This is a genomic window from Pseudomonas sp. PIC25, from assembly GCF_002286785.1.
Lineage (GTDB): Bacteria > Pseudomonadota > Gammaproteobacteria > Pseudomonadales > Pseudomonadaceae > Pseudomonas_M.
Genome location: NZ_MUJY01000099.1, coordinates 1 through 22582, shown reverse-complemented (window position 1 = coordinate 22582; position 22582 = coordinate 1). Strand labels below are relative to the sequence as shown.

Genomic DNA, 22582 nt, shown 5'->3' with positions numbered 1-22582 from the left:
AGCGAAGCGCAATCCGGGGAATAGCCGGATTGCGCACGACGGGGTGTAACCGCTGAAAGCGCGTACCGTCCCGGTTGGGCGGTCAGCTGACCACCAGGCTCAGGACCCAGAGGGCGAGCAGCAGCCAGATCAGACCGAACACGATGGACTTGCGCATGAAGGCGCGGAATGCGGCGAAGAGCAGCAGCAGCCCGATGATCAGGACGATGATGCCGAGCAGCGACGGGCTCATGCCCAGCGCCTTGGAAAGGCCGTTGATGAAGCTGCTGCCCGCATCGGCGAGCAGCGAGAAGAAGCCGCGCAGCCCCTCGACGATGAAGCGGATGAACGACCCCAGCACTTGGCCGAGCCATTCGAAAAAGCCTTCTACCTGCATCTGCATATCCTTCTGGACCTGACGGCGCCCATGGGTTTCACGGCGCGGCTACTGTACCGCAAGCGGAGCGCATGGCGGTGTGCGGTGCGGATGATGCTTGGAGAGCGGAGAAGGGGCGTGGGTTCAAAAGCGAACCGGGGAGCGCGACGCGGCAAGGAGCACCGCCCGGACGAATCCGGGCGGCACGACAGCGGGATCAGCAGCCGGCGCCGGCGTAGTAGAGGTCTACGTCCTGGCGAATCGCTGGTTCATCGTAGGGGCCACCTTTCGGTCCGTAGCCGCTCGGGTCGTCGGCGAGCTTGGCGTGTTTCTCGGCGATCTTGGAAATGATGCAGCCGCGCTTCTTGCCGGAGGCGGATTTGTACAGGGGCACGCTGTTGATATAGGCGTTGGCGACCGCCGGCGGGGCGGGGTATTCCACCGTCAGCATGAGGAATTCGACGGTCTCGGTATCGACCCCGGTATCGTTGCCGTGCTTCACGGTCACCAGCAGGGTGTAGCTGCCGGGTGCCGGTACGCTCCAGTTGAAGCCATAGGGTGCCGGGCAAAGCTGTGTCGAATTGTTGATCGGGTCGCTGGACGAGGTATGGATGGTGGTCGCCGGGTCGTCGCCGTGTTGTGCATTCACCGTGATCGATTTGATGCCGTTGGTGATGCAGTTGTTGTTGCTCGTGTTGAACACCGAGAGATTCAGGGTGACGTTCACGCTGGCCGGGAAGCCGGCGACATAGTGGATGCCGCTGGGCTCGGTGATCTCCACTGTCGGGGTGAAGGCGAACGCGCAGGGGATAGAAAGTGCCGAGAGGAACGCGGTGCCGAGCAGGTTCCGGCGAAAGCGGTACATGTCCATGTGTGTCTCCAGAAGGGACGGTTCGAGCCGAAAATGAAATGGGCGCGCCACTGACCGTGGATCGGCTGATTCCAGTGATGTCAGTTTGATATCTGTTTAGGGTGTGCAACAGAGGCTGTAAAGGTGGCGGAACCGCTGTTGGCAATGATTCGACAAAATTCCGACGAATGGATGGTTAAGTGCCGAAATATTGGCGGTCGTTGATTTGGCACCCCTGGCTGCTCTGGCCGCTGCTCGCGCTGGCTGTGCTGTGGAGCGCCGACCGGATGTTTCCGCTGCCGCTGCCCGGGGACGATCTGGCGCGGGTCGTACTGGCCGAGGACGGCACGCCGCTCTGGCGTTTCGCCGACCGTGACGGCGTCTGGCGCTATCCGGTGAGCGCGGCGCAGGTGTCGCCTTATTACCTTGAAGCGCTGCTGACCTACGAAGACCGCTGGTTCTACCGCCACCCCGGTGTCAACCCGCTGGCCCTGGCCCGTGCCGCCTGGCAGAACCTGCGCGGAGGACGCGTGCTGTCCGGTGGCAGCACGCTGTCGATGCAGGTAGCGCGCCTGCTCGATCCCCACGAGCGCAGTCTCGGCGGCAAGCTCCGCCAGCTCTGGCGGACCCTGCAGCTCGAATGGCACCTGTCCAAGGACGAGATTCTCCACCTCTACCTCGACCGCGCGCCATTCGGCGGCACGTTGCAAGGCGTGGCGGCGGCCAGTTGGGCCTACCTGGGCAAGCCGCCCAGCCAGCTCACCCGCGCCGAGGCGGCGCTGCTCGCGGTGCTGCCCCAGGCGCCCAGCCGGCTGCGTCCGGATCGCCATCCCGAACGGGCGCAGGCGGCGCGGGACAAGGTGCTGCGGCGTCTGGCCGAATTCCAGGTCTGGCCACAGGGCGCGGTCGCGGAGGCCCTCGAAGAGCCGGTGTTCCTCGCTCCGCGCCAGGAGCCCCGGCTGGCACCCTTGTTGGCGCGGCGGCTGAACGTGTCCGGCAGCCCGCCGCTGATCCGCACCACGGTCGATGCGGCGCTGCAACGCCGTCTGGAAGAGCTGCTGATGGGGTGGCGGGCGCGCCTGCCGGAACGCACCTCGGCGGCGATCCTGGTGGTCGAGCACGAGAGCATGAAGGTGCGCGCCTACCTGGGTTCGGTGGATATCGGTGATCCTCGCCGCTTCGGCCATGTCGACATGATCGCCGCCTCGCGCTCGCCGGGTTCGACGCTCAAGCCGTTCCTCTATGGCTTGGCGTTGGACGAGGGGCTGATCCATTCGGAATCGCTGCTGCAGGACGTCCCGCGCCGCTACGGGGACTACCGGCCGGGCAATTTCGCCGCCGGCTTCACCGGGCCGGTGTCGGCCAGCGAAGCCCTGGCCACCTCGCTCAACCTGCCGGCGGTGCAATTGCTGGAGGCCTACGGGCCCAAGCGCTTTGCCGGCGAACTGCGCAACGCCGGCGTGCCGCTGGCCCTGCCGCCGTTGGCCGAGCCCAACCTGGCGATGATCCTCGGCGGGGCGGGTAGCCGCCTGGAGGATCTGGTCGTCGGCTACAGTGCGTTCGCCCGGCAGGGCCGCGCGGCCCGCCTGCGTTTCCATCCCGAGGATGCCCTGTACGAACGACGCCTGCTGTCGCCCGGCGCGGCCTGGATCATCCGGCGCATCCTTAGCGGCCAGGCGCGCCCGGACCGCGATCCCCGTGCCCAACTGGTGCAGCGCCCGAGCCTGGCCTGGAAGACCGGCACCAGTTACGGCTTCCGCGATGCCTGGGCCATCGGCGTCGGCCCGCGGCACCTGATCGGCATCTGGATCGGCCGGCCGGACGGCACCCCGGTGCCCGGTCAGTTCGGCTTGGCCTCGGCTGCGCCCTTGCTGCTGCAAGTGCACGACCTGCTGGTCAACCGCGACAGCCAGCGCGGTATCGGCGTGCCGGTGGAGCCGGTGCCGAGCAGCATCGGTGTGGCCGCGATCTGCTGGCCGCTCGGCCAACCCATGGCCCGGAACGATCCGAACTGCCGCCGCCAGCGCTTCGCCTGGACACTCGACGGCACCACACCGCCGACCCTGCTGGCTGCGGATCAACCGTTGGGGCTCGGCCTGCGCCAGACGATCTGGATCAATGCCAAGGGTCTACAGGTGGACAGTGGCTGCCCCGGCGCCACGGCGTCCGAGCGGGTGTTCTGGCCGGCGCCGCTGGAGCCCTGGCTGCCGCGTCGCGAACGGCGCCGTGCGCGCCTGCCGGGCAGCGATCCGCAGTGTCCGCCCCGGCAGGCGCCGGTGGCCGCGCCGTTATCCATCGTCGGCGTGCGTGAAGGCGACAACCTGCGCCGTCCGGCGGGCAGCACCGAGCCCCTGCGGCTGAGCCTCTCGGCGCTCGGCGGCAGCGGCCGGTACTGGTGGTTCCTGAACGGCGTCCCGTTGGCGGAACGCGCCTCCGGGCAGCCGTTCGACCAGGCGTTCGGCCGCGCCGGGCGCTACCAGCTCAGCGTGCTCGATGAAGAGGGACAGACCGCCCGGGTGGAGTTCGAGGTGGCCGATTGACCCTGGTCATCGGACGACCGGCATGGGTAAACCGGCACTGGAGTGCCATTATTTTGATGGCCTCACTGACCGGGCCGGGGACGTACGAGTGGTGAGAACAATGGCAGCGTGGTGGTTGCGTCTGATGATGGTTTTGCTGCTCTGTACCGATGTGCGTGCGGCGGAACTGCTGCTGTATACGGAAGAGAACCCGCCAATCAACTTCAGCCACGACGGTGTGCCCGACGGTATGGCGGTCGCCGTGGTGAAAGAGCTCGTACGCCGCACCGAGACCCGGGCGGAGATCAAGGTCGTGCCCTGGGCGCGCGGCTACAAGATGGCCACCACCCAGCCCAACGTCGGCCTGTTCGTGACCGTCCGCACGCCGGACCGGGAAACCCTGTTCCGCTGGGTCGGGCCGATTGTCAGCACCAGCACCAGCCTCTATGCGCGCAAGGGTGAGCCCCTGCCGGTCTCCAGCCTGGAGGAGGCGCGGCAACTGAACCATATCGCCGTGCCGCGCGAGTGGTATTCGCATCAGGTTCTGGTGCGGCTGGGCTTTACCAACCTGGAGCTGGTGCCCAAGCCGCATGAAATGGTGCGCATGACCTTGCTCGGCCGGGTCCCGCTGATGGTCTACGAGGACCAGTTGCTGCCGGGCTTGCTGAAAGAAGTCGGCGCGCCGCCGGATGCACTCCAGCCTGTACACACTTTCATGCGCACCAGCAGCTACATCGCCTTTTCCCTGGAGACCGACAAGGCGCTGGTGCGGCGCTGGCAGGCGGCTCTCGACGACATGAAGCGCGACGGTAGCTTCGCGCACATTCACTCTCAGTGGTTTCCCGACAGCCCTCCGGCCGGGTTGAAAGCCGACCAGGACCTGCTGCCTTGAGCGACAGGTGGTGACCGCACGTCCGGACAGGATGACTTTCTCTCATGTGGCCCGGCGATCTGCCGATACGGCTTTCATCGGCCTTGCTTGTAATATTGTGTACATGTTTTGTATACAGTGTTGGCCGCCAGAATCCGGAGATCCCACATGCGCCTTTGGCAACGCAGTATTCAATGGCAGCTGATCCTCAGCATGGGCACCGCCCTGCTGGCCAGTATCCTCATCGTGGTCGGCATCTATTCGGCGGTATCCAATCGCCTGGCCGAGCGCTACCTGATCGAGGAAGCTCTGCCGGCCAGCATCCTGGCGATCCGCAACGATCTCGAGCGGGTACTCGCCGAGCCGCTCACCGCCGCCCAGGGTATCGCCGGCAACAGCCTAGTGGCGGACTGGCTGGCCAACGGCGAGGATGCCAGTGCCCAAGGCAGCTTCAGCCGCTACCTAGCCGGCGTACAGACGCGGCAGAAGGCGCTGATCACTTTCATCGTCGCCCTCGACAGCGGCCACTACTTCACCGGCAAGGGCCTCGACCGCACCCTCAGCCGCGGACCGAAGGAAAACGCCTGGTTCTATGGGTTCGTCGATTCCGGCAAGGACCGTTCCCTGGAGATTGATATCGACCAGGGCACACGCCAGCCGACGTTGTTCATCAACCAGCGCATCGCCGCCGAGGGGAAGACGCTCGGGGTGGCCGGGCTCGGCTTCAGCCTAGGTGCCATGTCCGACATGATCCGCGACTTCCGCTTTGGCCAGGCCGGGCGCGTCTATCTGGTGAGCGCCGACGGTCGGGTGAAGGTGCATCCGCAGGCGGAATTCAACGACAGCCGCGAGCTGGAGCAACTGGTGGGTGCCGATGCCGCCAGGAAGTTGCTCGGCGCATCGAGCAAGGCCGTGTCGTTCGAGCGCGACGGCGAGGCGTTCCTCGCCATCGCCCAGCCGCTGCAGGCCCTCGACTGGGTGCTGGTCAGCGAGGTGCCGGAATCGGAGGTCTATGCCGAGGCCCGCCAGGCGCTATGGATGACCAGCCTGATCGGCGTGGCGGTGGCGCTGCTGTTCCTCGGCCTGGTGGTGTTGCTGGCACGCGGGCTGGTGCGGCCGATCCGCCAGGTCACGGCGGCGCTGGTGGAAATCGGTGGCGGCGGTGGTGACCTGACCCGCCGGCTGCGCGAAGACCGTGCCGACGAACTGGGCGATCTGGCGCGTGGCTTCAACCGCTTCCTGGAAAGCCAACGCAGCCTGATCGGCGAGGTGCTGGCCACCAGCGAGCGTCTGCGCTCGGCGGTGGGGCAGGTGGCGCAGGTGGTGGAGAACACCGCCGGCCGCGCCGGTCGCCAGCAGGAAATGACCGACATGGTGGCTACCGCCGTCCATGAAATGGGCCTGACCGTGCAGGAGATCGCCCGCAACGCCAGCGCCGCTGCCCAGGCATCGCAGACGGCACGCAGCGAGGCCAGCGGCGCGCGGCAGGTGGTCGGCCAGTCGGTGGCGCTGATCGAGCGGATGTCCGGGGAGATCGGCAGCGCCTCCGAGGCGGTCGCCGAGCTGGCGGAGCAGGTGGCCTCCATCGACCAGGTGCTGGCGGTGATCCGCGGCATTTCCGAGCAGACCAACCTGCTCGCCCTGAATGCCGCCATCGAAGCGGCCCGGGCCGGGGAGATGGGCCGCGGTTTCGCCGTGGTTGCCGACGAAGTGCGGACCCTGGCCAGCCGAACCCAGTCCTCCACCGATGAAATACAGCAGATGATCCAGCGCCTGAAGCAGGGCGCCGACACCGCGGTCAGCTCGATGCACGCCGGACAGTCGGCCACCGGCACCGGCGTCGAAGCGAGCCAGCGCACCGGCCATTCGCTTGGCGCGATTACCGACCAGGTGGAGCGGATCAGCGACATGAACACCCAGGTGGCGGCGGCCACCGAGGAGCAGACCACGGTCACCGAGGAGATCAACCGCAACGTCCAGGGCATCGCCGACCTGGCCCACGCCACCGCCGACGAAGTCCGCGCCTGCCGCGAGGATTGCCGCACCCTCAGCCGCCTGGCCGAAGACCTGGCGCGGCAGATGGGTAATTTCCGGCTCTGAGCGAGGGCACGGGGCTTTGTCTGTAGGAGGAGCTTGTTCGCGATGGGCGACATAGAGCTTCGCCAGCAGAGCTGGCTCCTACGAAAGAGAAGCGTGGCGAGCAACCTGTAGGAGCGAATTCATTCGCGATTGGCGAAGCACCTTCGTCACTTCATCGCGAATGAATTCGCTCCCACAAGGGCCCGGTGTAGGGGTGAATTCATTCGCCCACGAGGCTCCGCCGGTGACCCTACTGGGCCGAGGCATAACTGGCCAGGACCATGCGGTCGCGACCGGTGGCCTTGGCCTTGTACAACGCGTCGTCGACGCGCTTGAAGAACGACTCCGCACTGTCCCGGCTGGGGTCGAAGCAGCCCACGCCGAGGCTGGCGGTCAGCGGCAGGGTGCGTCCCTGCACCTCGAAACCCTGGTGGATCAGGTTCTGCCGGAAACTTTCGGCCAGCGTTTGGGCCTGTTCCAGGCTGGTGTCCGGCATCAGCACGCCGAATTCCTCGCCGCCCAGGCGCAGCAGGGCGTCGCTGTCGCGACGGAACACCTGGCGCATGCGTTCGGCGAAGTGTTGCAGGCAGAGGTCGCCGGTGGTGTGGCCAAAGTTGTCGTTGACGTGCTTGAAGTAATCGATATCCAGCAGCACCAGCGCCAGCGAGCCGCGCTGGCGCTGGGCCGCGGCGACCATGGAGGGGAACAGGTTGTTGAACTGGTAGCGGTTACCCAACTGAGTGAGGCTGTCGGTACGGCTGAGGGCGTCGAGGCGGTCGCGCTGCTCGATCAACTGCAACTCCAGCGCAAGGTTGCCATGGTAGTCCTTGTGGCTGCGGTTGAGCGCCAGCAACAGGTAGCTGAAGTAGAAGGTCAGGGTCACCAGCTCGCCGAGGTTCTCCATGCCTCGGCTCAGGCTGATCAGCCCGGGCAGGTACAACAACAGGATGGCCAGGGCGCAGCAGCGGCGGTTCATGGCGAAGGTGGAGACCATCGCCGTGCTGAAGGCGATGGTGCTGAGCGTGGCGATCAGCCGCGTGTCCCGGTAGGCCTCGTCGAGCAGCACCCAGGCCTGGACCAGCCCCCAGGCCAGCGAGGTGAAGTGGATCAGCTGCCAGCGGCGCTTCATCCAATGTCGCAGCAGATCGGGATCGTGGCTCGCCGGCAGGTCGTGCAGCCAGCGCAGGGCCAGGGTCAGGCCGAACAACAGGCCGAGTCCGAGGCCCGCTGGCCAGTTCTCCATGGGCGCCGCGCTGAATCCCCAGACCAGCAGCCAGGCGAACAGGTAATAGAAGCCGCCCACGCGTGAGCGTGAACGCATGTCCACGGCTTCCCGCCACAGGGTAAAGGCGTCCAACTGACGGGGAATCTCGGCGTCGGTCATCGGAAAGTTGTGATCACAGAACGGCAGGATTGAGCATAGGCGCTTTGTATCACGCTAGATGCAAATTGCCACCATGTCATTTATCCGAAAGTGTCACGCGCACCGGGGCCCGACGCAGAGCACCGCGCCCAGTGCGGGAATCTGTATCAGCGCAGCAACAGAAGCGGTGTTCGGCTGGTGCGCAACATGCTGGCGGTGGTGCTGCCAACCAGGAACTGGCGGATGCGTGAGTGCCCATAAGCTCCCATCACCAGCAGGTCGAGCCCCTGCTCGGCCTGGTAGGCGTGCAGGGTCGGCTCGACCTCGCCGGCGCGGATTGCCGATTGCGCTGCGAGCCCGGCGTTGCGCAGCCGCTTGCAGGCGGCTTCGAGCTGTTCGTGGGCGTCATGTGTAGCCGCTCCGACCAGCAGCAGATGCACCGGCATGCTCTTGAACAGCGGGCTGTCGGCGATGGTCTCGACGCCCTTGCGGCAGGTGGCACTGCCGTCGAATGCCAGCAACAGGCTTTGCGGTGCCTGGAAGCTGTTCGGTGTCACCAGGATCGGTCGATGCAAAGTGCGGATGACGCTTTCCAGATGGCTGCCGATCTGCTCGCCGAGGCTGGCCTCGCCCTGGCGGCCCATTACCAGCAGGCGCATGGTGCCCTCCAACTCGCGCAGACTGTCCACCAGGTTGCCGTGGCGCTGGCGCAGGTGTGGTTCGGCCACGCCATCGGCCCGGACACGCTCCTTGGCAGCTTCCAGCATCAACCGACCCTGCTCCTGGGCCAGCTTGCTGCGCTGTTCGTCGAGTGCGGCGAGCTGTTCCAGCAAATGTTCGCGGCTGCCCAGGCCGATGTTGCCGGACAGGTCGGCCTTGTTCGGGTACTGGTTCTGATCCAGCACGTGGAGCAGCGTCAGCGGCGCGTCGAGCCGCAGGCTGGCCCAGGCGGCGTAGTCGCAAACCGCCGGGGAGGATTGCGATCCATCGATACAGGCGATTACGTCGGTCATCTGCGTTCTCCTTAGTGGCCCATGAGCTGATCGGCGGCGTCCGGTTTGTCATGCACGGCGAAGCGGTCGACGATGGTGGCGCTGGCCTCGTTGAGGCCGATCACCTCCACCTGGGTGCCCTCGCGACGCAGCTTGAGCACCACCTTGTCCAGCGCGGCGACGGCGGTGACGTCCCAGAAATGCGCACGGGACAGGTCGATGACGACGCTGCCCACCGCCTCCTTGAAGTCGAAAGCGCCGACGAACTTGTCCGCCGAGGCGAAGAACACCTGGCCGACCACCTTGTAGGTGCGCCGGGTGCCGTCGGCATCGGTATCCGAGCCGATATACAGGAAATGGCCGATCTTGTTGGCGAAGAACATCGCCGCCAGCAGCACGCCGACGAAAACCCCGTAGGCCAGGTTGTGGGTGTACACCACCACGGCGACCGTGGCGATCATCACGAGGTTGGTGGAGAGCGGGTAACGCTTGAGGTTGCGCAGCGAATCCCAGCTGAAGGTGCCGATGGAAACCATGATCATCACCGCCACCAGCGCGGCCATGGGGATCTGCCGTACCCAGTCGCTGAGAAACACCACCAGCACCAGCAGCACGGAACCGGCCACCAGGGTGGACAGCCGGCCGCGTCCGCCGGATTTCACGTTGATCACCGACTGGCCGATCATCGCGCAGCCGGCCATGCCGCCGAGCAGGCCGGCGGCGATGTTGGCGACGCCCTGACCCTTGCACTCGCGGTTCTTGTCGCTGGGGGTGTCGGTCAGGTCGTCGACGATGGTCGCCGTCATCATCGATTCCAGCAGGCCGACCACGGCCAGGGCCGCCGAGTAGGGGAAGACGATCGCCAGGGTCTCGAAGGTCAGCGGTACGTCCGGCCAGAGGAACACCGGCAGGGTGTCCGGCAGCTCGCCCATGTCGCCGACGGTGCGGATATCCAGGCCGAGGGCGATGGACACGGCAGTCATCGACAGGATGCAGACCAGCGGCGAGGGAATCACCTTGCCGATCACCGGCACGTAGGGAAACAGGTAGATGATGCCCAGACCGGCGGCAGTCATGGCGTAGACGTGCCAGGTAACGTTGGTCAGCTCGGGCAACTGGGCCATGAAGATCAGGATCGCCAGGGCATTGACGAAGCCAGTGACCACCGAGCGCGAGACGAAGCGCATCAGCGAGCCCAGCCGCAGGTAACCCGCGCCGATCTGCAACACCCCGCAGAGCAGGCTGGCGGCCAGCAGGTATTCGAGGCCGTGGTTCTTCACCAGCGTCACCATCAGCAGCGCCATGGCGCCAGTGGCGGCGGAAATCATCCCCGGACGGCCGCCGACGAAGGCAATCACCACCGCGATACAGAAGGAGGCATAGAGACCAACCTTCGGGTCGACCCCGGCGATGATGGAAAAGGCGATGGCCTCCGGGATCAGCGCCAGGGCGACCACCAGGCCGGCGAGCACATCGCCGCGGACGTTGAAAAACCAGGTCTGCTTGAGGGACTGGAGCATGGGTATTCCTATTCGAATGAAGCGCAGACCGACTCGGGAGCGATCAGGCTTCGGCAATCAGTTGTAAGAGTCGACACGCAAGGGCGCGCCCATCGCAGGGACAGGCGCAGGGGCGACCTGCACGGCGGCAGGTGTGCGGAGGGGGCGGAGCGCTATGGCGGCGTGGGCAGCCAGCTGAGGGAATGCACGGTCATCGCGACGCGTCTTGAACCGGTGTTTGCAAGAGGGGGCGAACCTTAGCACAGGCGGGCGCGGCCTGACGACCGACGATCCGCCGCGTCGGCCGGTATCGGTCGCTCGTCAGGCTGAAACATTTCTCGGAGAGACTGCCTGTCATTCCAATCGGGAATCGCCAATGTCCGCTATCGCCAAGGGGCTGCTGGGAAAGCTGCCTGCTCTCGGTCCATGGAAATGGGCGCTGCTGCTCTTCAGTCTGCTGTCGTTCTATCAGGTGCGTCTCCTGCACCTCGACGAGCGGGTCTACTTCTGGCTGAAAACCGCCTGGCATCCGGGCACTGAGACGTTACGCGGCCTGCGCCTGCCGGAATACCGGGTACTCACCGAGGCGCTGGCGGTGGAGACGGTGGACAAGAACCTTTCCGGGCTGGCCTATGACGAGCGGCGCGACCGGTTCTGGGCGGTGGTGAACAACCCGGAGGAACTGATCGCCCTGGGCAAGGAAGGCGAGTTCCTCGGACGCTATCCGCTCAGTGGCTTCGCCGATGTCGAAGACCTCGCCTACCTGGGCGACGACCTGCTGCTGGTGATCGAGGAGCGCAGCCAGGCGCTGCTGGCGATTCCCGTTCCTGAACGCCCCGGCCCGCTGTTCCGCAGCGATGCTCGCAGCCTGACGCTGAGTCTCGGCGAGGTCGACAACAACGGCTTCGAGGGCGTCGGCTACGACCGTGCCGGCGACCGCCTGTTCGTGGCCAAGGAGCATTCGCCGATCAAGCTCTACGAGATACGCGGGCTCAAGGCCAGCCTCGACGGTGCGTTCGGCCTACAGGTGATCGATCGCGAGGCATGGGTGAGGGACCTGCCGGCCCGCGACCTGTCGGCGGTGCATTTCGACGCGGGCAGCGGGCATCTGGTGCTGCTCAGCGACGAATCGAAGCTGTTGATGGAGCTGGACCGCAACGGCCGCCTGATTGGCCTGCGCTCGTTGTTCGGTGGGTTCGCCGGGCTCGACAGCGGCGTGCCGCAGGCCGAAGGCATGACCTTCGACGAGCGAGGCAACCTCTATCTGGTCAGCGAGCCCAACCTGTTCTATGCGTTCGGCCGTGGCGGACGATCAGCCGCGGCGGATCAGCCAGATACCGGCGACGATCAGTAGCACCCCGGCGACCTTGCCCACGCTGATCGGTGTCTCGCGGTAGCCGGCCCAGCCGAAGTGATCGAGCAGCAGTGCCATGCCCAACTGACCGGCGAGCACCAGAACCATTAGCAGCAGGGCGCCGATGCGCGGCCCGGCGAAGGCGGCGGTGGCGATGAAGAAGGCACCGAGAAAACCGCCCGCCCAGTGCCACCAGCTCAACCCCTTCAATATGCCTCACTCCGGTGCCAATCGATCCCATCGGCCCGCCCCGCGCGGATGGCGATTTGCCAATTCCCTTGTCTTGGCTAGGGTTATGGATTGAGCGGGCTCGCTTGTACCGCTCCAAGCCTGATGCAGGAGAACAACGATGGATATGAACCGTCGGCAATTCTTCAAGGTCTGTGCGGTCGGCCTTGGGGGATCGAGCATGGCGGCGCTGGGCATGGCTCCACCGGCTGCCTTCGCCGACCAGGTTCGCCACTTCAAACTGGCGAGCACTCGTGAGACGCGCAACACCTGCCCTTATTGCTCCGTCGGCTGCGGGCTGATCATGTACAGCCAGGGCGACGGCGGCAAGAACGTGGTCCAGGAGATCATCCACATCGAGGGCGACGCCGACCATCCGGTCAACCGCGGTACCCTCTGCCCGAAAGGCGCCGGTCTGCTGGACTTCGTGCACAGCCCCAACCGGCTGAAGTACCCGCAGATCCGCGAACCCGGCTCCAACGAATGGAAGCGCCTGGAGTGGGACGACGCCCTGGACCGCATCGCCAAGCTGATGAAAGAGGACCGCGACGCCAACTTCATCGAGCGCAACGAGCAGGGCCAGACGGTCAACCGCTGGCTGACCACCGGATTCCTCGCCGCCTCGGCATCCTCGAACGAGGCGGGGTACATCACCCACAAGGTGGTGCGTTCCCTCGGCATACTGGGATTCGATAACCAAGCGCGTGTCTGACACGGCCCGACGGTGGCAAGTCTTGCCCCGACGTTTGGCCGTGGCGCCATGACCAACCACTGGGCCGACATCCAGAATGCCGACCTCGTGCTGATCATGGGCGGCAACGCCGCCGAAGCCCACCCCTGCGGCTTCAAGTGGGTCACCGAAGCCAAGGCGCACAACAAGGCCCGGCTGATCGTGGTCGATCCGCGCTTCAACCGTTCCGCCTCGGTGGCGGACCTGTACGCGCCGATCCGCACCGGGACGGACATCGCCTTCCTCGGCGGGCTGATCAACCACCTGATCGCCAACGACAAGATCCAGCACGAGTACGTGCGCAACTACACCGATGCGTCGTTCATCGTGCGCGAAGGCTTCACCTTCGAGAACGGCCTGTTCAGCGGCTACGACGCCAGCCTGCGGCGCTACGGCGACAAGTCCGCCTGGGGCTACGAGATCGGCGAGGACGGCTTCGCCGTGGTCGACCCGACGCTCAGCCACCCGCGCTGCGTGTTCAACCTGCTCAAGCAGCACTACAGCCGCTACACCCCCGAGGTGGTCAGCAGCATCTGCGGCACGCCGAAGGAGCTGATGCTCCAGGTCTGGAACACCATCGCCGAGGCCTCCGCCCCGGACAAGGTGATGACCATCATGTACGCCCTCGGCTGGACCCAGCACTCCACGGGCTCGCAGATGATCCGCACCGGCGCCATGGTCCAGTTGCTGCTCGGCAACATCGGCATGCCCGGTGGCGGTATGAACGCTCTGCGTGGACATTCCAACATCCAGGGGCTGACCGACCTGGGCCTGCTCTCCAACCTGCTGCCGGGCTACCTGACCCTGCCCGGAGACGCCGAACAGGACTATGCCGCCTACATTGCCAAGCGCACGCAGAAACCGCTGCGGCCGGGGCAGCTCTCCTACTGGCAGAACTACGAGAAATTCCACGTCAGCCTGATGAAGGCCTGGTACGGCAAGAACGCCACCGCCGAAAACAACTGGGGCTACGACTGGCTGCCCAAGCTGGACATCCCCGGCTACGACGTACTCAAGGTCTTCGACCTGATGTATCAGGGCAAGGTCAACGGCTACTTCTGCCAGGGCTTCAACCCCATCGCCTCGTTCCCCAACAAGGCCAAGGTCGGCGCCGCGCTGGCCAAGCTCAAGTACTTGGTGGTGATGGACCCGCTGGCTACCGAGACCTCCGAGTTCTGGCGCAACGCCGGCGACTACAACGACGTCGACACGGCGGCGATCCAGACCACGGTGATCCGCCTGCCCACCACCTGCTTCGCCGAGGAAGACGGCTCCCTGGTCAACAGCGGGCGCTGGCTGCAGTGGCACTGGAAGGGCGCCGAGCCGCCCGGCCAGGCGCGCACCGACATCGCCATCATGGGCGGGCTGTTCCATCGCCTGCGCGAGCTGTACCGCAAGGAAGGCGGCGCCTTCCCCGACCCGATCCTCAACATCGACTGGAGCTACCTGCGCCCGGACGAGCCGGGGCCGGATGAAATCGCCCGCGAATTCAACGGCAAGGCCCTGGCCGACGTCACCGACCCGGCCACCGGCGCCGTGCTGGCCAAGGCCGGCGAGCAACTGGCGGGCTTCGCCCAGCTCCGTGCCGACGGCTCCACCGCCAGCGGCTGCTGGATCTTCTGCGGCTCCTGGACCCAGCAGGGCAACCAGATGGCGCGGCGCGACAACGCCGACCCCTATGGCATGGGCCAGACCCTCGGCTGGGCCTGGGCCTGGCCGGCCAACCGGCGCATCCTCTACAACCGCGCCTCGGCCGACCCCGCGGGCAAGCCCTGGGACCCACGGAAGAAGCGCCTGGTGTGGTGGAGCGGTACGGCCTGGGGCGGCACCGACGTCCCGGACTTCAAACCCGACTCGCCGCCGGAAGCGGGCATGAATCCGTTCATCATGAACCCCGAAGGCGTGGCGCGGCTGTTCGCCGTGGACAAGATGGCAGAAGGCCCGTTCCCCGAGCACTACGAGCCGTTCGAAACCCCCATCGGCCGCAACCCGCTGCACCCGGACAAACCCGGCGTGACCAGCAACCCGGCGGCGCGGGTGTTCCAGAACGACCTCGAACTGTTCGGCAAGGCCGACGAGTTCCCCTACGCGGCGACCACCTACCGGCTGACCGAGCACTTCCACTTCTGGACCAAGCACAGCCGCCTCAACGCCATCACCCAGCCGGAGCAGTTCGTCGAGATCGGCGAGGCGCTGGCCAAGGAGCTCGGCATCCAGGCCGGACAGCGGGTCAAGGTGTCCTCCAACCGTGGCTTCATCAAGGCCGTGGCGGTGGTCACCAAGCGCCTCAAGCCGCTGACCGTGGACGGCAAGACCGTGCACCAGGTGGGCATCCCGCTGCACTGGGGCTTCACCGGCGTGGCCAGGAACGGCTACCTGACCAACACCCTGACCCCCTTCGTCGGCGACGCCAACACCCAGACGCCGGAGTTCAAGTCGTTCCTGGTGAACGTGGAGAAGGTGTGACATGGCCACTCAAGACATCATCGCCCGTTCCGCCACCACCACACCGATGCCCTCGGTGCGCCAGGTCGGCGAGGTGGCCAAGCTGATCGACACCTCCAAGTGCATCGGCTGCAAGGCCTGCCAGGTCGCCTGCTCGGAATGGAACGACCTGCGCGACGACGTGGGCCCCAACCTGGGTGTCTACGACAACCCCATCGACCTCACCGCCGACTCCTGGACCGTAATGCGCTTCGCCGAGTACGAAAACCCGGCCGGCAACCTCGAATGGCTGATCCGCAAGGACGGCTGCATGCACTGCGAGGACCCGGGCTGCCTCAAGGCCTGCCCGAGCCCCGGCGCGATCGTCAAGTACGCCAACGGCATCGTCGACTTCAACCAGGACAAGTGCATCGGCTGCGGCTACTGCATCACCGGCTGTCCGTTCAACATCCCGCGCATCTCGCAGAAGGATCACAAGGCCTACAAGTGCACCCTCTGCTCCGACCGCGTGGCGGTGGGCCTGGAGCCGGCCTGCGTGAAAACCTGCCCGACCGGCGCCATCGTCTTCGGCAGCAAGGAAGACATGATCGAGCACGCCGACGGCCGCATCGCCGACCTCAGGGAACGCGGCTTCGAGCACGCCGGCCTGTACGACCCGGCCGGCGTCGGCGGCACCCACGTCATGTACGTGCTGCACCACGCCGACCAGCCCTCGCTCTACAGCAACCTGCCGGACGAGCCGGCCGTCAGCCCGCTGGTGAGCCTGTGGAAAGGCGTGACCAAACCCCTGGCCCTGTTCGCCATGGGCGCCGCCGTGCTGGCCGGCTTCTTCCACTACGTGCGCGTCGGCCCGAACCGCGTCGAGGAAGGCCCGGAGCCGGGAGAACCCATCGTCCACGAGGTCGATCCATCGGTGCATGTGGTGGACCCGAAGGGGAGGGAGTGAAGAGTAGAGGGGTGAGGAGTGAGGGGCGTGTCCGGGTCGACACCTGCTCAGTCCGCTCCCTCTCCCATTCATGGGAGAGGGTTGGGGAGAGGGCAAACGGACCAGCGCCCAGCGCATGGAGCAAGGCCGGAACCAGGCCCAACAGCCTGAACGATTCGGGAGACCGCAATGAACGACGACATCGAACGCTACACCCCCTCCGAACGGAGCAACCACTGGGCCGTGGCGGTTCTCTTCATCCTCGCCGGCCTGTCCGGGCTGGCGCTTTTTCACCCGGCGCTGTTCGGCCTCTCTGCCCTGTTCGGCGGCGGCACTTGGACGCGCATCCTGCACCCGTTCCTCGGCCTGGTGATGTTCCTGCTATTCCTCTGGCTGGCGATCCGCTTCGCCGGGCACAACCGCATGAACGACAGGGACGCCCGCTGGCTGCGGCAATGGCGCGACGTGGTCGGCAACCGCGAAGACCGCCTGCCGGAAGTCGACCGCTACAACGCCGGGCAGAAACTGCTGTTCTGGGTGCTGGTACTGAGCATGCTGGTGCTGGTGGTCAGCGGCGTGATCATCTGGCGGCAGTACTTCAGCGCAATGTTCGGCATCGAGACCCTGCGCTGGGCCAGCCTGCTGCATGCGGCGGCGGCCTTCGTGCTCATCCTCGGCATCATCGTCCACATCTACGCCGCCATCTGGGTCAAGGGCTCGGTGGGCGCCATGCTCTATGGGCGGGTAAGCCGCGCCTGGGCGCGCAAGCATCACCCCGGCTGGTACAAAACGGTGGTGCGCGAACGCAAGTGAACGGGGCGGCGCGACACCGGGTCGCGCCCGCCATCGAGCGGAACGGCGAATCGGCGTCTACGCTTTAGCCGGGGTGCATGAAGTAAGGAGTCCTGCGTGTCAGGCACCATTCTCGAGCCGGGCCAGATCGAAGCCGCGGCCAGCAAGCCGCCTTTCGTCCAACTGCCGCCGCGCAACCTCTTCGAGCTGCGCGCCGCGTGCCTGGAAACGCTCGCCCAGAACCACCCGCTTACCGCCTACCTGACCCTGGCCGCCGCGATCTGCCGGGCCCAGCAAGCCGTGCTCGATGCCCCGCCGGATGTCCCCGCACCGAACGCCCACCGCATCCGCGAATCCCTGGTCCACGGCCTGCCGCCCCTGGCCGCCGACACCCTGGTGCGCGACGATGGCTGGCCAGTGTTCCTCGATGCCCTGCTGCGTGCCTTCATCCCACCGGTCGCCAACCCGGCCCTGGATGGCGCCCTCGACCACCTGCGCAAGGCCGGATCGAGCCAGCGCAAGGCGTGGGGCGTGGCCCTGGTCAGCGGCCAGTACGATTTGCTGCCGGCCGCGCTGGTGCCCTTCATCGGCGCCGGCCTGCAAACCGCCTGGAGCCACTGGCTGCTCGGCCTCGACCTCGGCGAACTGCGCGAGCGCGAAGACCAGGCCTACTGCCCCTGCTGCGGCGCGCCGCCCATGGCCGGGGTGATCCGCCATCGCGGCCAGGTCAACGGCCTGCGCTACCTGGTCTGCTCCCTGTGCAGCGGCGAATGGCACTACGTGCGCCTGAAATGCAGCCACTGCCAGAGCACCAAGCGCCTCGACTACCTGCACCTCGACGACTCGCCCCACGGCGTGCGCGCCGAGGCCTGCCCGAGCTGCAAGACCTACCTCAAGCAGCTCTACCTGGAACACGCCCCCGACGGCGAATGCCTCTCCGCCGACCTCGCCAGCCTCGACCTCGACCTGCTGCTGGCCGAACAGGGCTACCTGCGCCGCGCACCCAACCTGCTGCTGGCGCCGGGAGGGGAGGGATGACCAGCGCCCGCCTGCCCTCGGTGGACCGCCTGCTGCGCGCGCCGGCCTGCGCCCCGTTGCAACAGCGCTACGGCCGCGAAGCCCTGCTCGCCACCCTGCGCGGCTTGCTCGACGAGCTGCGCGAGCCGGCGCGCCAGGGCCAACTGGCCAGCCTGGAACTCTCCGAAGCCGTGCTCGCCGGGCGCGCCGGCGAACGCCTCGCCGCCCAACACCGCAGCCGCGTGCGGCGGGTGTTCAACCTCACCGGCACCGTGCTGCACACCAACCTCGGCCGCGCCCTGCTGCCGGAAGAAGCGGTGGACGCGATCTGCACGGCGGCGCGCTACCCGCTCAACCTCGAATTCGACCTCGCCACCGGCAAGCGCGGCGACCGCGACGACCTCATCGCCGGGCTCATCCGCGAACTGACCGGCGCCGAAGCCGTCACCGTGGTCAACAACAACGCCGCCGCCGTGCTGCTCGCCCTCAACAGCCTCGGCGCACGCAAGGAAGGCATCATCTCCCGCGGCGAACTGATCGAAATCGGCGGCGCCTTCCGCATCCCCGACATCATGGCCCGCGCCGGGGTGAAACTGGTCGAAGTCGGCACCACCAACCGCACCCACCCGCGCGACTACGAGGCCGCCATCGGCCCGCGCAGCGGCCTGCTGATGCGCGTCCACACCAGCAACTACAGCGTGCAGGGCTTTACCGCCAGCGTCGCCACCGCCGATCTCGCCGCCATCGCCCACGCCCACGGCCTGCCCCTGCTGGAAGACCTCGGCAGCGGCAGCCTGATCGACCTCAGCCGCTGGGGCCTTCCCAAGGAACCCACCGTGCAGGAGGCCCTGCGCGACGGCGCCGACCTCGTCACCTTCAGCGGCGACAAGCTGCTCGGTGGGCCCCAGGCCGGCCTCATCGTCGGCCGCAAGGACCTCATCGAACGGATCAAGAAAAACCCGCTCAAGCGCGCCCTGCGGGTGGACAAACTGACCCTCGCCGCCCTGGAAGCCGTGCTCGGCCTCTACCGCGACCCCGACCGCCTCGGCCAGCGCCTCACCAGCCTGCGCCTGCTCAGCCGGCCGCAGGCGGACATCCGCGCCCAGGCCGAACGCCTCGCCCCAGCCCTCGCCGCCGTGCTGGGCGACACCTGGGGCGTCAGCGTCGAAGACGCCCTCGGCATGATCGGCAGCGGCGCCCAGCCGGTGGCGCGCCTGCCCAGTGCCGCCCTCTGCCTGCGCCCGCAACAGCCCAGGCGCCTGCGCGGCCGCTCCCTGCGCCAACTGGAAGAAACCCTGCGCCTGCTGCCCATCCCGGTGCTCGGCCGCCTCGACGACGACGCCCTCTGGCTCGACCTGCGCCAGCTCGACGACGAACCGGCGTTCCTGGCGCAACTCGCCGACCTCCGCAGGGAGGTACCGTGATCGTCGGAACCGCCGGCCATATCGACCACGGCAAGACCGCCCTCCTGCGGGCCCTCACCGGCCAGGAGGGCGACCGCCGCCCGGCCGAGCGCGAACGCGGCATTACCATCGACCTCGGCTACCTCTACGCCACCCTCGGCGGCGACGAGCCCATCGGCTTCATCGACGTCCCCGGTCACGAACGCTTCGTCCACAACATGCTCGCCGGCGCCTGCGGCATCGACCTCGTCCTGCTGGTGGTGGCCGCCGACGACGGTGTGATGCCGCAAACCCACGAACACCTGGCCATCGTCGAACTGCTCGGCATCCGCCGCGCCCTGGTCGCCCTCACCAAGATCGACCGGGCGGACGCGGCGCGCCTCGCCGACGTCCGCGCCGAGATTGCCGCACTGCTGGCGCCGGGGCCGTTGCACGGTAGCTCGATCCATGCCGTCTCCAGCCTGAGCGGGGAGGGCATCGACACCCTGCGCCAAGCCCTCATCGACGAAGCCGGCGCCTGCCGCCAGCGCAGCGACAACGGCTACTTTCGCCTGCCCATCGACCGCGCCTTCAGCCTCACCGGCGCCGGCGTGGTGGTCACCGGCACCGCCTTCGCCGGGCGCGTGCGGGTGGGGGATGAGCTGGTCATGAGCCCGTCCGGCCGCTCCGTGCGGGTGCGTGGCCTGCACGCGCAGAACCGCGAGGCGAACGAAGCCCGCGCCGGCCAGCGGGTGGCCCTCAACCTCGCCGGCGAGCGCCTCGCCGTGGAACAGATCCACCGTGGCGACTGGCTGCTGCATCCCGCGCTCCATGCCCCCACCAGCCGCATCGACTGCCTGCTGCAGCTGCTCCCCGGCGAATCCCGCGACCTCAAACACTGGACCCCGCTGCACCTGCACCTCGGTGCCCAGGACCTGACCGGCCGCGTCGCCCTGCTGGAAGGCGAAAGCCTTGCACCGGGCGGGGGCATGCTCGCGCAACTGCTGCTCAACGCCCCAGTGCACGCGGTACACGGCGACCGCCTGGTGATCCGCGACCAGTCCGCCCAACGCACCCTCGGCGGCGGTGTGGTCCTCGACCCCTTCGCCCCCAGCCGCGGCCGTCGCGCGGAAAACCGCCTCGGCCAACTGCGTGCCCTGATCGACGCCAGCCTGGAAAACGCCCTGCCAACCCTGCTCGCCGAAGCCGAAAGCGGCCTCGACCCGGCCCTGCTGGAGCGCCAGTTCAACCGCCCACGCGCCGGCTGGCACCTGCCGGACGGCCTGCTGGAAATCCCCACTCGCCTCGGGCCGCGCCTATTCGGCCAAGCGCGCTGGCAAGCGCTGAGCGACCACCTGGTGGCGCGGCTGGAACACTTCCACAGCGAACAACCCGACGAACTCGGCCCCGACCGCGACCGCCTGCGCCGCTACGCCCTGCCGCAACTGGAACGCCCCGTCTTCATCGCCCTGCTGGACTCCGCCATGGCCGCCAGCCGCATCGAAGCCAGCGGCCCCTGGCTGCACCGCCCGGACCACCGCGTGCGCCTCAGCGACGCAGAAGAAGCGATCAGGGAACGCCTCTGGCCCCTGCTCGAAGCGGGCGGCTTCGACCCACCCTGGGTCCGCGACCTCGCCCGCGAACTCGGCCAGGACGAAGCCGCCGTGCGCCTGCTTCTGCGCAAACTCGCCCGGCTCGGCCTGCTGCAACAAGTGGTGAGAGACCTGTTCTACCCGGATACGACCATCCGCCAACTGGCCAGCGAAGTCCTGCGCCTGGAGGATCAGGCCGGCGTCATCCGCGCCGCCGCCTTTCGCGACCGCATCCACCTGGGCCGCAAACGCAGCATCCAGATACTCGAACACTTCGACCGCATCGGCCTTACCCGCCGCTTCGGCAACGAACGCAAAGTCCGCCGCGACAATGCCCTGGCCCACCCGGCCCCGGCCTGACGCAGCGGCACGAACAAAGGAAGGCACTCGCGCCCGGTGGCGCGGCCGGGCTTCAAACCCGGTGGGGGACGGCAGCCGTTCCCGGGTGGGTTCGACTCCCACTGCCTTCCGCCAGTATTGGGGCTCGCCCCTGCGCTGCCTCAGTGGGCAGAGGCTTCACCCAGCCAGGCAGGAATATCCCGCGCTCCATGAAGGATGCGCCATACGTCGATGTGATCGTCGCGCTCCACGTAGAACACCAGATACGGGTAGCGTGCCAGCGGCCAACAGCGCAGGCCCGGCAGGTCGAGTTCGAAGGCGTAGCGGGTGGAACCGGCGGAGGGGTGACGGCTTATATGGGCGTAGGCTTTTTCCAGCGCATCGATGAAGCCAAGAACGCCTGTTCGGCGTCTTCGCTCAGGTAGTGGTAAATCGTATCGTCTACATCCTATCTGGCCAGTGCCCTGGGGATAACGGCTTTGGCCTTCATCCCCGAGCGTTCCATACCTTGGCTCGCAGCGACTCGAAGTAGCTGCCATCGACAGGCGCAGTGGACGCGGATTCCGCCCCAGTCAGGAGCAGGCCACGCAAGTGTTGCCGATCCTGATCCTTGCGAATCAGCTCGCGAATGTACTCGCTGCTGGTGTTGTAGCCACGCTGACCGACCTGCTCATCGACAAAGCTTTTCAAAGCCTCGGGTAGGGAGATGTTCATGGTGCTCATGACGGAATCCGGCTTGGAAAAATTTGGCAAGGAGCCTACAACCTACCGCTAATGTGGGGGCCGAAGAAGTATGAAGTCGCTGTGCCATAAAGCATCGCCTGCCAGCGAACAAAAATCCCTCCACGGCAACGCCCTTGGCCATACGTCCTCGGCCTGACTCGGCTGCACGGACAAGACAAGGCAGGCGCGGCCGGGCTTCAAACCCCTGGTTCTCTCTCGCTATCCCTTGCAATGACTTCGACACTTGCTGCAGCTTTCTATTTCACCTTAAGGATGATCTGAAAAAGCCAGTCCTTGAAAAATACGCCCCAGCAACCATGCGGGTTACAGAGCGGCTGCTTCGCAAATTCAGGGCTTTTTCAGAGTTTTCTTAACTGCAGTGGCGGCACATTGATGCTGGTAGAGATTTCACTATTGCTATGGATGTACTGGCGGCCGCAAAAACTGAGTGCAACACCTGACCTTTCCGGTACGGTGCTGCCCCTATGTCTTATTCCGAACTCAGCGTCGAAGAGCGCGCCACCATT

The 22582-nt window shown here is 66.6% G+C and carries 16 protein-coding genes, 1 tRNA gene and 3 pseudogenes; 12 read left to right on the top strand and 8 right to left on the bottom strand.

Annotated elements, in window-relative coordinates; translation table 11 throughout:
• Positions 1-82 precede the first annotated feature (82 nt).
• The gene (locus BZL41_RS12155; RefSeq protein ID WP_095599541.1) at positions 83-376 is read right to left on the bottom strand and encodes a hypothetical protein; all 294 of its coding nucleotides are present in this window, start codon (positions 374-376) and stop codon (positions 83-85) included.
• Between the two features lie 196 nt (positions 377-572).
• On the bottom strand, positions 573-1226 hold the full coding sequence (locus BZL41_RS12150; RefSeq protein WP_095599540.1) for a hypothetical protein: 654 nt from the start codon (positions 1224-1226) through the stop codon (positions 573-575).
• 179 nt (positions 1227-1405) lie between these two features.
• Between BZL41_RS12150 and pbpC the strand changes: the two genes are divergently transcribed.
• From pbpC to BZL41_RS29420, 4 genes and pseudogenes are all read left to right on the top strand, one after another.
• On the top strand, positions 1406-3745 hold the full coding sequence (pbpC, locus tag BZL41_RS12145; RefSeq protein ID WP_256578146.1) for a peptidoglycan glycosyltransferase PbpC: 2340 nt from the start codon (positions 1406-1408) through the stop codon (positions 3743-3745).
• A 100-nt stretch (positions 3746-3845) separates the two neighbouring features.
• On the top strand, positions 3846-4616 hold the full coding sequence (locus BZL41_RS12140) for an ABC transporter substrate-binding protein (RefSeq protein WP_095599539.1): 771 nt from the start codon (positions 3846-3848) through the stop codon (positions 4614-4616).
• A 147-nt stretch (positions 4617-4763) separates the two neighbouring features.
• Positions 4764-5831, top strand: a pseudogene (locus BZL41_RS29425) (cache domain-containing protein); the annotation flags it as partial.
• A gap of 126 nt (positions 5832-5957) precedes the next feature.
• Positions 5958-6695, top strand: coding sequence for a methyl-accepting chemotaxis protein (locus BZL41_RS29420; protein ID WP_371916518.1), 738 nt, complete (start codon positions 5958-5960; stop codon positions 6693-6695).
• A 229-nt stretch (positions 6696-6924) separates the two neighbouring features.
• Here BZL41_RS29420 and BZL41_RS12130 read toward each other — a convergent pair whose 3' ends face one another.
• The 3 genes from BZL41_RS12130 to BZL41_RS12120 form a co-directional block, all read right to left on the bottom strand.
• Positions 6925-8058 (bottom strand): GGDEF domain-containing protein, encoded by a 1134-nt coding sequence (locus tag BZL41_RS12130; protein ID WP_095599537.1) that lies wholly within the window; start codon positions 8056-8058, stop codon positions 6925-6927.
• A 146-nt stretch (positions 8059-8204) separates the two neighbouring features.
• The gene (locus BZL41_RS12125) at positions 8205-9050 is read right to left on the bottom strand and encodes a universal stress protein (protein WP_095599536.1); all 846 of its coding nucleotides are present in this window, start codon (positions 9048-9050) and stop codon (positions 8205-8207) included.
• Positions 9051-9061: 11 nt separating this feature from the next.
• Positions 9062-10549, bottom strand: coding sequence for a SulP family inorganic anion transporter (locus tag BZL41_RS12120; RefSeq protein ID WP_095599535.1), 1488 nt, complete (start codon positions 10547-10549; stop codon positions 9062-9064).
• A 355-nt stretch (positions 10550-10904) separates the two neighbouring features.
• Here BZL41_RS12120 and BZL41_RS12115 point away from each other — a divergent pair, with 355 nt between their 5' ends.
• The gene (locus tag BZL41_RS12115; protein WP_095599534.1) at positions 10905-11882 is read left to right on the top strand and encodes an SdiA-regulated domain-containing protein; all 978 of its coding nucleotides are present in this window, start codon (positions 10905-10907) and stop codon (positions 11880-11882) included.
• Here BZL41_RS12115 and BZL41_RS12110 read toward each other — a convergent pair.
• A pseudogene (locus BZL41_RS12110) lies at positions 11841-12092 on the bottom strand (DMT family transporter); the annotation flags it as partial. The gene BZL41_RS12115 and the pseudogene BZL41_RS12110 overlap by 42 nt on opposite strands.
• Before the next feature lie 139 nt (positions 12093-12231).
• On the opposite strand from BZL41_RS12110, the gene fdnG reads away from it, so the two are divergent.
• From fdnG to BZL41_RS12070, 7 genes are all read left to right on the top strand, one after another.
• On the top strand, positions 12232-15306 hold the full coding sequence (gene fdnG, locus BZL41_RS12100) for a formate dehydrogenase-N subunit alpha (RefSeq protein ID WP_143518074.1): 3075 nt from the start codon (positions 12232-12234) through the stop codon (positions 15304-15306).
• Position 15307: 1 nt separating this feature from the next.
• Entirely contained in the window at positions 15308-16231 is a 924-nt protein-coding gene (gene fdxH / locus BZL41_RS12095) for a formate dehydrogenase subunit beta (protein WP_095599532.1), read from the top strand.
• Positions 16232-16399: 168 nt separating this feature from the next.
• On the top strand, positions 16400-17023 hold the full coding sequence (locus tag BZL41_RS12090) for a formate dehydrogenase subunit gamma (protein ID WP_095599531.1): 624 nt from the start codon (positions 16400-16402) through the stop codon (positions 17021-17023).
• A 96-nt stretch (positions 17024-17119) separates the two neighbouring features.
• On the top strand, positions 17120-18040 hold the full coding sequence (gene fdhE / locus BZL41_RS12085) for a formate dehydrogenase accessory protein FdhE (RefSeq protein WP_095599530.1): 921 nt from the start codon (positions 17120-17122) through the stop codon (positions 18038-18040).
• Positions 18037-19443, top strand: coding sequence for an L-seryl-tRNA(Sec) selenium transferase (selA, locus tag BZL41_RS12080; protein WP_095599529.1), 1407 nt, complete (start codon positions 18037-18039; stop codon positions 19441-19443). Before fdhE ends, selA begins: the two co-directional genes overlap by 4 nt.
• A complete protein-coding gene (selB, locus tag BZL41_RS12075; RefSeq protein WP_095599528.1) occupies positions 19440-21353 on the top strand; it encodes a selenocysteine-specific translation elongation factor in 1914 nt (637 codons plus the stop codon). The genes selA and selB overlap by 4 nt, the downstream gene beginning before the upstream one ends.
• A gap of 18 nt (positions 21354-21371) precedes the next feature.
• Positions 21372-21467: transfer RNA gene (locus BZL41_RS12070), tRNA-Sec, on the top strand.
• A gap of 26 nt (positions 21468-21493) precedes the next feature.
• On the opposite strand, the pseudogene BZL41_RS12065 reads toward BZL41_RS12070, so the two are convergent.
• Both BZL41_RS12065 and BZL41_RS12060 read right to left on the bottom strand, forming a co-directional pair.
• Positions 21494-21765: pseudogene (locus tag BZL41_RS12065) on the bottom strand (type II toxin-antitoxin system RelE/ParE family toxin).
• Between the two features lie 53 nt (positions 21766-21818).
• Positions 21819-22055, bottom strand: a complete 237-nt coding sequence (locus tag BZL41_RS12060; RefSeq protein ID WP_095599527.1) for a type II toxin-antitoxin system ParD family antitoxin — start codon at positions 22053-22055, stop codon at positions 21819-21821.
• Between the last annotated feature and the right edge of the window lie 527 nt (positions 22056-22582).

What these genes read in the sequence shown, in the direction of transcription:
- BZL41_RS12155 (WP_095599541.1), bottom strand. Translation starts at nt 376, where the DNA reads ATGCAGGTAGAAGGCTTTTTCGAATGGCTCGGCCAAGTGCTGGGGTCG.
- BZL41_RS12150 (WP_095599540.1), bottom strand. Translation starts at nt 1,226, where the DNA reads ATGGACATGTACCGCTTTCGCCGGAACCTGCTCGGCACCGCGTTCCTC.
- BZL41_RS12140 (WP_095599539.1), top strand. Translation starts at nt 3,846, where the DNA reads ATGGCAGCGTGGTGGTTGCGTCTGATGATGGTTTTGCTGCTCTGTACC.
- BZL41_RS29420 (WP_371916518.1), top strand. Translation starts at nt 5,958, where the DNA reads ATGACCGACATGGTGGCTACCGCCGTCCATGAAATGGGCCTGACCGTG.
- BZL41_RS12130 (WP_095599537.1), bottom strand. Translation starts at nt 8,058, where the DNA reads ATGACCGACGCCGAGATTCCCCGTCAGTTGGACGCCTTTACCCTGTGG.
- BZL41_RS12125 (WP_095599536.1), bottom strand. Translation starts at nt 9,050, where the DNA reads ATGACCGACGTAATCGCCTGTATCGATGGATCGCAATCCTCCCCGGCG.
- BZL41_RS12120 (WP_095599535.1), bottom strand. Translation starts at nt 10,549, where the DNA reads ATGCTCCAGTCCCTCAAGCAGACCTGGTTTTTCAACGTCCGCGGCGAT.
- BZL41_RS12115 (WP_095599534.1), top strand. Translation starts at nt 10,905, where the DNA reads ATGTCCGCTATCGCCAAGGGGCTGCTGGGAAAGCTGCCTGCTCTCGGT.
- fdxH (WP_095599532.1), top strand. Translation starts at nt 15,308, where the DNA reads ATGGCCACTCAAGACATCATCGCCCGTTCCGCCACCACCACACCGATG.
- BZL41_RS12090 (WP_095599531.1), top strand. Translation starts at nt 16,400, where the DNA reads ATGAACGACGACATCGAACGCTACACCCCCTCCGAACGGAGCAACCAC.
- selA (WP_095599529.1), top strand. Translation starts at nt 18,037, where the DNA reads ATGACCAGCGCCCGCCTGCCCTCGGTGGACCGCCTGCTGCGCGCGCCG.
- BZL41_RS12060 (WP_095599527.1), bottom strand. Translation starts at nt 22,055, where the DNA reads ATGAGCACCATGAACATCTCCCTACCCGAGGCTTTGAAAAGCTTTGTC.